The sequence below is a fragment of the Belliella filtrata genome, assembly GCF_022549775.1.
GTDB lineage: Bacteria > Bacteroidota > Bacteroidia > Cytophagales > Cyclobacteriaceae > Belliella > Belliella filtrata.
On the sequence record NZ_JAKZGP010000096.1, the window covers coordinates 1 to 10,086 of the forward strand.

Here is a 10,086-nt window from a genome sequence, read left to right on the forward strand (position 1 = left end):
TAAAAAATAATTACGATACTGGAAAAATACTAAAATGCTTGTGACTTATATGTGACTACTAAAAAGAAAAAACCCTGCAAGTAACTGGTTTAAAGTTAATTACAGGGTCTGTATGCAGAGGAGGAGGTACTAGGCAGTTTCCCGAAACCTGCCTTTAAACTACTTTAAATCCACTTTTTGACTAATGAGGCTAAAGCTAATTGCTTGTAATTGCTATAGTTTGTGACTTATAAAATTAGGCTACTTTAAATAATTCATTCATTTTATCCATTTCAGAAGCTTTAATGCTATCAGCTATATTTACATAGGTACTTAATTCCTTTAAAGTGGTGTGTCCTGTTATTGATTGTATAACATGCAATGGAATACCTTTTACAATTGCATTTGTAATGAATGTTCTTCTAAAAGTATGGCTACCTACTAGATTGTACTTAAAATCCTGTGAAACTATTTTTTTACCATTTTCAAAATAGATAATTTCAGCTTTACTATCTATACCAGCTTCTTCAATTAAGGACTTTAAGTGTTTGTTATACTTTTGATTAGAAATACTTAAAAGTGCTAAATCATAATCATATTTTTCTAAGATACTTTTTAATGCTGGATGCAAGGGGATAGCAATATTTTGATTAGTCTTTTGAGTGGTTATAGATAACTGATTGTTCATAATATTAGACTTGTTGAGTTTAACAGCATCCGAATACCTTAAACCAGTGAATAACTGAATTAAAGCTAAATCCTTTACCCTTGCTATTGATTCCCTATTAGGAGTAAAATCTATTATTTTTCTTATTTCCTTTTCTTCAAATACCATTTGTTTCACCTTGAAAGGTTTGGGATATTTCAAGTCCTTAAACTTATTATCAATCAGTCCTATTCTATGATAGTGATTTAGAATCTGCTTTAAGAATGAAAATGATTTATCAATAGTGCTAGGTTGTTGCCCAGACCTTAGATTTTGATTCTTATGCTTAGGTTTATCAGTTTGAAGGTATAAAGTGAATTGATTTATCCAGCTTTGATTTATTTGTGAGTAATAGAGTTTTTTACCCTTTGAAAAATCATCAAGCCTTGTAATTAGATTATTTAGTTTTTCTTTCATTCTAGGACTAGCGTCAAACCTTCCTGCTACATACTCATTCCCTAATGTTACTAAATCCTTGATTCCTTCTTTAAGCTTTTCTTTGTATTCCTTAAGGCTGTTAGCTTTAACTTCAATATCTTTCAACTTCATTTCATTTACAATCTGTAGAACATCTTGCAAATCATTATTAATTAATTCATTCAGCTCTTTACTGTTTGGGTGTAACTTTACTTTACCTGTAGGATTCCAATGTTTCTTCTCAACCTTTACTGGTGTCTTAAAAAATATTTGCTCTCTGGTTGATTTAGTATAAAAGTCTAGGTAGATGTAAACTGTACCAATACCTGCTTTATTGACATTTTTTAGAAGTGGTTTGACGTTCATAATTAGCTTGTTTTTAGTGTAAAATCTAGTCACAAATAAGTCACAAACTATAGCAATTACAAGCAATTAGCTTTAGCCTCATTAGTCAAAAAGTGGATTTAAAGTAGTTTAAAGGCAGGTTTCGGGAAACTGCCTAGTACCTCCTCCTCTGCGAAAAGGGTGTTTAAATCTTTCAAATTCAACAAGTTATAAAAATTGATTTTGAAAAGTACTCACCAAAAAAACTCAAAAACGCCCTAAACAGGCTAAAAACAGGGTTTTTGACCAATATTTTACAGATTTAATAGCAAAAAACTCACATTCAAAAGATGTGAGTTTTTTGCGTTTTAAGGCTTCTTTTAGTCAAATTTTGCAAATATTTTAATCTTAAGATGCGTAATTAGGTGAGTCTTTTTTATTGATCAAAATGACTCACCAGAACATGTTTTAAATACCTGATTTACAACATGTTCTATGATCGAATCTCTTGTCGAAGAACTCACTTTTTATTAAGTTTAAACCTAAAAAGTGAGCAAAAATGATTGAAAAAACATTCAGTATTCTCTATTATCTCAAAGCGGCCCGAAATTTAAAGGGAAATCAAAAGCATATTTATGCCAGAATTACGGTTGATTGCGTGCGTGTAGAAATCTCGACCAAACTTTCATGCGATAGTGACAAGTGGAGTTCTTTGGCAAATAGAGCAATTGGAAAATCCGAAAAGTCAAAGCAAGTCAATGCCTACCTTGAAGCATTTTCAGTAAAGGTTTACCAAGCACGGAAATACCTGATGGAGAATGACCAAGAGATAACGGCTGAAAGCATTAAAAATGTATTGCGTGGAAATACCCCAGATAACAGGATGGTCTTGGAGGTATTTGCTGAGCACAACCAACAACTTGAAGCATTGGTAGGGAAAGATTTTGCTTTGGGGACTTTGACAAGGTATAAGACTTCATTCGATCATACAAGGTCTTTTATCCAGTGGAAATACAAGACAGATGACATTGCCATTAAGAAGCTTGATTATGACTTCATCAATGATTACTCCTTTTGGCTGAAGACAGTCAGGGGCTGTTCCCACAATACCACTGTGAAATATCTTGCCAATTTTAAGAAGATCGTTTTGAACTGTGTCAAGAAAGGATGGCTTTCGCGAGATCCTTTTGCAGGGTTTAAGATGACCAAAAAAGAGATTGTCAGGGATTATCTTTCCTCGGACGAATTGACTTGGCTTGCAGATAAGGATTTTAGGATAGAAAGACTTGGGCAGGTAAGGGATGTTTTTCTTTTCAGCTGCTACACCGGTTTTGGCATTACTTGAATAGGCGGCTTGCCCAGGCCCGAACAAGAACACTTCTAATTCAACACCCACTTCTTTATTTACCTGCGACATTCTTAAAGCTACATGAGAACCTGAGCTTAGAGCTGCATCATTGTCGTTAAAAATTACTATCGCTGTTTATTTCATTGTATTCTACCTTTTTAATTGTTATAGTTAATATTTTTTAAGTTCTCTAATGTGCATAGAATAATTTCTATATTTTTCGGGAAATTTTATCAACAAATTCGTTCTGCCGGTTATTTAGATTAAAAGATTCATTGGAGTCGAATATCTTTGTCAGATTAAAATTTATCAGGTTTGTCATACTCAATTTCGGTGATATCAAACTTTGCATAGCTAAAATCACCCTTTTCCAATCTCCATAAAACATCGAAGGCGGTTGGTATTATTACATTATTCAGTTGCTTATAATTTGTTGCTTTTATAATCCATGTTTCTAAATTCTCTTCACCCATATATCTTTTTGTTTCCATTTCCGTTATTTCTCCAATTGTGTTGAAAGTAAATTTAAAAAATAAGGACATTCCATTATAATTAAAAGTGAGTTTGGCAGAATTTGAATCAATTGGAAACCATTGCAGTTTGTCGCTGGGCAAAAAATTAGTCGGATATAAAATACTTTCTCCAAGCCAACGAAGTATTTCTCCAATATCATATTTTTCTTTGTCTTTTGCATCAACAATATTATAAACTGAAAAGAGCGAAACAATTAATCTACCGTGGTTTGAAATATACATATCTCTTGCAACAAACATTGTTGTAGTACCTTTCCATATAAAGCCTGGTTTTTCAGTTGTAGCATACTGTTCTCCTTTAATAGTCATCCAACTTTTTTTAAGGTCTGCTTTAAATTGTCCGTTGTGTTTTATTCTTGCATAACTTATATATGACTGCCCTTCTTTCAAAATGTAATTGAAATAGCGTTGCACAGGCTCGGGTAAACTATCAAGTTGTTTTTTTTGAAATTTTTGGTCAGATATATTTTTTGACTGAGCAAAAAGTTCTTTTACCTGTTTACGGAATTTTATGGACAAATTTATTTTGCCTATGATGAAAATTAATAGTAGAAGTCCAAGTATTAAAAATATGATTTGCATAGTTTTCATTTTTTGTAATGTGTTCTGATTTGCGGTAATAGTGCAACAAACAGTATGGGTATTGCATATAGTATATAAAAGGTCTGCAACCAGCCAACACCTTGTATGAATATTGTTTCAACTTGTATCCAGATAACAAGTGCAAATGCAATGTAAATAGTATACGACCATCCCCAATACATATCTTTAAAGAAGTTAAAATGTTCTGCAAATTTGTTTTCTGGTTTTTTAACCAAAGCAACTGCCAAAAGACACGGGGAAAGTCCCAAAACTGAAAACAGAATAATGCCGGGTATTAGAAAGTCATTGAAAGGAGAATTGGCTAAAATAGATAAGGGCAAACCACCCAATAATTTTCCCGATGGTAAAATGATGAGTAATCCACCACCGCCTATGGCACCAAGTCCAAGAAATATAAGTAAAGTGATAAGAATATTTCTTACAGTTTTTTGTTTCATTGCTAAAGAATTATTTTTGATTTCTTCCTAAAGTTTCAACTTCATCTAGCCACTTTTTTCTTTTCAAATCATCTGATGATTTCACGGGGGCAAAGGCAGAAATTTTAACTGGTTTGATGCCACAAAATTCCAAAACACCTATTTTCATTGCGTTGTGTCCTGCATTTCTGTTCATTAACCAATAATACCATTTTGGGGTGTCCATCGTTACAATTAATCTTGCAGTTTTCAATTTCAACAATTTGTCCCAAAACGGACCTTTCTCGTGATACTTAAAAGCGAAATTGGGTAAAAACACCCTGTCAATAAAGCCTTTCAATAGAGCAGGAAAAGTAGCCCACCAATTGGGATAAACAAAAACCAAATGATCTGCTTGCAAAATGTCTTGTTGTATTTTCAGCAAATCAGGCTCAAGCTCCGAAACAAGGCGATAACCGTGAGTAAGTATCGGGTTAAATTTCAAATCAATCAAATGAACCAACTGGCATTGGTCTCCATTTGTATCAGCCCCTTTTTTGTAGCTTTCTGCCAATGAAAAACACAGGCTTTCTTTGTCTGGATGTCCGTTTATAATTAGTATTCTTTTCATCTATTTTCAATTAAATAAGGTTTCACTTCAATAGTTATTTCCATAGAAATTTTAGACTTAACAGAATGTGATATCAAACAAGCATCTTCTGCTTTTTTGATGATGCGAATGGCTTTTTCTCTATACTGTTCATTGCTTATAACAACAGTCGGTTTTAGCAAGATTTCGCTAATCATTAATTTTCCTTCCATCATATCCAACTTTCCTGTGGACTTACAAGCAAAACTTGTAAACTCTAATGTGGAATTTTCGGCAATGGCTAAAAAAGTTGTCATCAAACAACCGCTTATTGAAGCCACAAACAAATGCTCTGGCGACCAAATGCCCTTAATGCCTTTGGAGAACTCGGGTGGAGTGGCTACCTCAATGCAAACGCCATTTTCTTTATTCAATTCAGGGGAACAAACAATTCCTTTACGGGTGTTTTCCCAATTGATTTCTACGTTGTAAAAATGTGGTTCCATATTACTGCATTTTAATTTTTTCAATAGGCAATGGTTTAGTGCAGAAAAACCAATCAGAACAAGTAATACCATCTTCATTTGTTTCCATTCTGTCTTTGGCTACTCCACAAGAGTCTGCAGGTGGAACAATCACATCATCACCGGGTTGCCAATCAGCAGGAGTTGCTATTGAATAGGTATCTGCAGTTTGCATTGCTATCAGTGTTCTTTTTAATTCATCAAAATTTCTACCCAATGAAAGGGGGTAATAAATAATTGCCCGAACCATTCCTTTGGGGTCAATGAAGAATACCGCTCTTGTAGAACTTTCGCCAGGTTGTATCATTCCATACTTTTTTGCCACTTCCATTGTGATGTCTTCAATCAAAGGAAATTTTACCTCAATGTTTTTCATTCCTTTGAATTCAATTTTTTCCTTGATGGTTCTTAACCAAGCAATATGGCTAGACAAGCCGTCAATAGATAAACCAACCAACTGACAGTTCAAGTCATTAAATTCCAATTCTCTGGCTGCAAATGTGATGAACTCCGAAGTGCAAACAGGAGTGAAGTCCGCAGGATGGCTAAAAAGAATGACCCATTTCCCTTTATAATCAGCCGGAAAATTTATATTTCCTTGTGTTGTTATAGCTTTAAATTCAGGAGCTTTATCTCCTATTCGTGGCATTGATATGAGTTGTTCTACTATTTTTTCCATCTTGATTTTGTTTTTAAAAATTATAACTCAAATGAATCAATGTGAAGGTCATCTGATACCGTTCCGAGTTCTATTAAAGTGTTTGTAATTCCAGGCATCATAGCAGGACTTCCGGCTATATATGCATCGGCTTCTTTCAATTGTATCTTACTTTGTCGAATGGCATCTGCTAATTTCCCAGCAAAATAGGTGAGACCGATCTGCATTTTTGGAAGTTCTCCATTATCTATTGCAATCGTGCAATTGAGATTAGGGGCTTCGGTTATCCATGGGCTAAGCACATCCATTTCATAAATATCATTTGCACTGCCAAGACCCCAATAAAGTTCCATTTTACGTTGATTGTTCAGTTGAATTTGTTGCTCTATCAAGGCTTTAATAGGTGCAAAGCCCGTTCCTCCTGCAATAAAGACCAAAGGCTTTTCGGGCAAAGATTTCATTGTGAAGTTTCCTCTTGGCCCACGTACTTGAAGAATGTCATCAATTTTCAATTCTTCAAACAACCAACTGCTTTATCTACCTCCTGCTACATTTCTTATTTGAAGTTCAATAGAACCTCCCGTTTGTGGGGCATTTCCAATGGAATATGCCCTTGGTAACCATTGCCCATTGGGTGGAATAATTTCGACATACTGGCCTGGCATAAATTGACAAAAGCATTCATCCTCTTTTGTTGGTGAGAGGGTAATGAGTATTGTTCTGTTGTTTACTTTTTCAAGTTTAGCCACACGCATATCTAAAATACGGTCGGGGTGAGGAATATTCCCTTGATAGGACAACTGTTCTTTTCGTGCTATTAAGTCATCTTCGATAGAATGATGAACAGCTACCTGCGATTCTAAAACAAATACCGTAGATAATGAAGGGAAATTAATAGCTTGTGTCGGGCAAGTGTTTGCACAAGTTGTGCATCCCACCATACAATTGAGTGGGTCAACTACAACAGCTTTTCTTTGGTCATAATCGTATCTATACACCAAACGACTGCAACCTGTAACACAAGTTCCACAGCCGATACAAGCGTCTGTATTGATGGTAGGATTCCAGTGAATTGTTTCGCGGGGTATGCCGTGCCAAGGTTTTGAAAATTTCGGGTCTGGCATAATTGTTATTTTAATTGTTGTTAGGTAGTCATTCCTCCATCTATAACCTGCGTTGTTCCTGTAATAAATTGACTATCATCACTTGCAAGAAATAAAACCAGTTTGGCTATTTCTTCTGGGATGGCATACCTGCCTAATGGTATTGTTTGTTCAAATCCTTTTTTAGCTTCCGCCCCGTGGCTTGGTGCAAAACCTTCTTCCAACGAACGCATCATTCTGTTGTCAACCGGTGAAGGGTTGATGGTATTCACTCTTATTTTTCTCGGTGCAAGTTCAAGAGCTAAATTTCTCATAACTCCAATCACAGCGTGTTTGCTTATCACATAAGCACTTACATTAGGTGTGCCACCTAATCCTGCAACTGACGAACTCATAATTACACTACCTCCATCTTTCAATATTGGCGAAATATATTTATTGCCTAACCATACACCTTTTACATTCACTGCCATTACTTTGTCGAATATTTCTTCAGGATAATCAGTAACAGGTTTTACTACACCTTCAATACCTGCATTGTTAAAAAACACATCCACCTTTCTGAATAGTTTTGCAGCTTCATCTGCGTAGCGTTTTACATCAGCAGCTTTTGTTACATCAGCAACGCAATAGTTTACATTTTTGCCACCCAGTTCATCTACCGCTTCTTTCAAGGATTTTTCATCACGGTCAACCAGCAAAACTTTTGCTCCTTGATTTAAAAAAAGTTTGGCTGTTGTTCTACCGATACTGCCAGCACCACCTGTAATGACGGCAGTTTTATTTTCTAATTTTTTCATTTTTATCGTTATTATGTAAAGATAAGCTTGTCAGTATGAGTCTATGTTACACAATTCGATATGATTGTTGGATAATTTACAAAGGTCAAGGGGTGGGATGGGTGCATTGGGGCAAAATTAAATACCGAAAAGGCGGGATGAATAGTATTGTTTTGGTGGCATTTTGTCTCGGTTTTGGAACGGTCGCTTCCAAGCTCCCTTGATTCATTAAGGTGGCCTTTTAGGGTGGATAAATTTAAAAGTGCTTCGTTCAAAGGAGTTGGCAATTTTTTTTGATTTAATTTCTCGGCTTTTCTTTTGAAATATTGGTCATAATAGCATAAATAGACAAACTGACAATGGCAGCAAAAAAGCACCAGACGGAAAGAATGTAATGTTCATAAAATATGGCTGAAACTGCATATGAAACGATAACAGCAATTCCAAATAGCTTCATACGTTTAATGTGTGAGAAGAAAGGAGGTAAAATAGTTGCAAGGCCATATAACAGCATACCATAAATTCTTAAAGAGGATGGATAATCTTGTATGTATACAATGTGGTGCCCAACAATTTTGGCTTCCACATGAAAGGTGAAAAGACAGTAAAGCAGATATATACCAACTAATATTCCTGCTCCCACCAATACTTTTTGTATGTTTTTCCTAGTTCCTTTTTTCTCCAACAATAGAATGGAAATAGGCACCCAAACAGGCCATAGAAATTGTGCAAAGAACAAGAAAATATAGGTGAATATTTTTTGAGTGATCTCATACCCCAGGTTTGGCAAGGTGAGCCATAATATACCTTCGGCCATTTGCTGCACACCAAAAAGGAGAGGAATACTTGAAAATAATAATTGAGAATTATGATGAGTCTTTTTAATGGACGCAACTCCAACAATGGTAAGTACCACTCCTGCTCCTATACTTACACTTGTTGAAAAACACATTTAGTTGTAATTATTAGTTTATTAATCTTTATCGATGCACAATAGGTTTAATAATAGCTGGTTTTGATTTTCACAATTCTTGGGTCTTCAATTCCATGAATTTCATCATCAGTAATGGGAATAAGTAATGGTTATATGTTGTTCGAAGAAATTAAACGAGCTTTTTATTTCTATTTAATATATAGTTTGATTTTCCTCTAACAGATAATTAACATTTAGTAAATTCAAGTCGTTGTTGTATTGGTAAACTCTAGGATTGCCAGTTGCAATTGATATTTCAGTAATTTTATTACCATCGATATTTTCAAGATACATGATTAAAGCCCGTAAACTATTGCCATGTGCCACAATTAAAATGTTATTACCCTGTATAAGTTCCGGCATTATTGTATTTTTATAATACGGCACTACTCTATCATAAGTAGTATGAAGATTCTCCCCATTAGGCGGAATAGTTTCAAAGCTTCTTCTCCACAATAAAAACTTTTCTTTACCATATTTCTCTTCAATTTCAGTTTTATTTAAGCCTTGTAAATCGCCATAATTTCTTTCATTTAATGCAGCAGATCTTATAACTGGAATATTTTTCCCGATTAGCTGCAGAATAATTTCAAGTGTGTCAATTGCTCTTTTCAAAACAGAAGAAAAAGCCTTATTAATTACATAATTTTTCAATAAAAAACCGGCTTGTTTTGCCTCAATAATTCCAAGCGGAGAAAGTTCAACATCAATAGTACCTGTAAATCTATTCTCAAGATTCCAAGTTGATTGACCATGACGCAGTAAAATAAGTGTAGGCATAACTGTTTCAGATTATTTATTACCTAAAATCCGCAGGATTCTAATTTGGTTTTGATTGGGATAAATACAGTGCCATAAAGAATCATTTTGTTGTCAATCTAGGATTTTTTATGGTTGAGTGATACTTTTAATTTGGTTTAGGGTAAGGATTGTCTGTGTCATTTGGATATTTTACCCTAGTTTTTATCAGTATGGACACACCGATCCCATTGTATCATTCTAATTTTCAACGTATTGTATATTTTTACGATTGAATCTAAGTCAATAATGGTGTGTAATCTTTCTGTGTGAAGAGCTTGAGGACATGTTTCCTTCCCGTCCTGATCCATTTGGCTGATACTGTTATAAATCTGAAAATGAACTTTTTGAGTCTGT

The 10,086-nt window shown here is 34.7% G+C and carries 12 protein-coding genes; 1 reads left to right on the forward strand and 11 read right to left on the reverse strand.

The window, feature by feature from the left end; all coding sequences use genetic code 11:
* Positions 1-235: 235 nt before the first annotated feature.
* A complete protein-coding gene (locus tag MM239_RS19865; protein ID WP_241350076.1) occupies positions 236-1,468 on the reverse strand; it encodes a tyrosine-type recombinase/integrase in 1,233 nt (410 codons plus the stop codon).
* 517 nt (positions 1,469-1,985) lie between these two features.
* Here MM239_RS19865 and MM239_RS19870 point away from each other — a divergent pair.
* Positions 1,986-2,771, forward strand: a complete 786-nt coding sequence (locus tag MM239_RS19870) for a phage integrase SAM-like domain and Arm DNA-binding domain-containing protein (RefSeq protein WP_241350077.1) — start codon at positions 1,986-1,988, stop codon at positions 2,769-2,771.
* Between the two features lie 302 nt (positions 2,772-3,073).
* On the opposite strand, the gene MM239_RS19875 is transcribed toward MM239_RS19870, so the two are convergent.
* The 10 genes from MM239_RS19875 to MM239_RS19920 all read right to left on the reverse strand — a co-directional run bounded on the left by MM239_RS19875 (position 3,074) and on the right by MM239_RS19920 (position 9,711).
* Positions 3,074-3,889 carry a DUF6920 family protein gene (locus tag MM239_RS19875; protein WP_241350078.1) on the reverse strand — a complete coding sequence of 272 codons (816 nt, stop codon included), beginning with the start codon at positions 3,887-3,889 and terminating at the stop codon, positions 3,074-3,076.
* A 5-nt stretch (positions 3,890-3,894) separates the two neighbouring features.
* Positions 3,895-4,347 (reverse strand): hypothetical protein, encoded by a 453-nt coding sequence (locus tag MM239_RS19880; protein ID WP_241350079.1) that lies wholly within the window; start codon positions 4,345-4,347, stop codon positions 3,895-3,897.
* A 10-nt stretch (positions 4,348-4,357) separates the two neighbouring features.
* Positions 4,358-4,936: an NAD(P)H-dependent oxidoreductase gene (locus MM239_RS19885; protein WP_241350080.1), complete on the reverse strand. Its 579-nt coding sequence runs from the start codon at positions 4,934-4,936 to the stop codon at positions 4,358-4,360.
* The gene (locus MM239_RS19890; protein WP_241350081.1) at positions 4,933-5,424 is read right to left on the reverse strand and encodes an OsmC family protein; all 492 of its coding nucleotides are present in this window, start codon (positions 5,422-5,424) and stop codon (positions 4,933-4,935) included. The genes MM239_RS19885 and MM239_RS19890 overlap by 4 nt, the downstream gene beginning before the upstream one ends.
* Positions 5,402-6,097 carry a peroxiredoxin gene (locus MM239_RS19895; protein ID WP_241350082.1) on the reverse strand — a complete coding sequence of 232 codons (696 nt, stop codon included), beginning with the start codon at positions 6,095-6,097 and terminating at the stop codon, positions 5,402-5,404. The genes MM239_RS19890 and MM239_RS19895 overlap by 23 nt, the downstream gene beginning before the upstream one ends.
* Positions 6,098-6,117: 20 nt before the next feature.
* A complete protein-coding gene (locus tag MM239_RS19900; RefSeq protein WP_241350083.1) occupies positions 6,118-6,537 on the reverse strand; it encodes a ferredoxin reductase domain-containing protein in 420 nt (139 codons plus the stop codon).
* 72 nt (positions 6,538-6,609) lie between these two features.
* Positions 6,610-7,200, reverse strand: coding sequence for a 4Fe-4S dicluster domain-containing protein (locus MM239_RS19905; RefSeq protein ID WP_241350084.1), 591 nt, complete (start codon positions 7,198-7,200; stop codon positions 6,610-6,612).
* 20 nt (positions 7,201-7,220) lie between these two features.
* Positions 7,221-7,979, reverse strand: coding sequence for an SDR family NAD(P)-dependent oxidoreductase (locus MM239_RS19910; RefSeq protein WP_241350085.1), 759 nt, complete (start codon positions 7,977-7,979; stop codon positions 7,221-7,223).
* A gap of 277 nt (positions 7,980-8,256) precedes the next feature.
* Entirely contained in the window at positions 8,257-8,910 is a 654-nt protein-coding gene (locus tag MM239_RS19915) for a DUF6629 family protein (RefSeq protein ID WP_241350086.1), read from the reverse strand.
* A gap of 174 nt (positions 8,911-9,084) precedes the next feature.
* Positions 9,085-9,711 carry a 2,3-bisphosphoglycerate-dependent phosphoglycerate mutase gene (locus MM239_RS19920; protein ID WP_241350087.1) on the reverse strand — a complete coding sequence of 209 codons (627 nt, stop codon included), beginning with the start codon at positions 9,709-9,711 and terminating at the stop codon, positions 9,085-9,087.
* Positions 9,712-10,086: the final 375 nt, after the last annotated feature.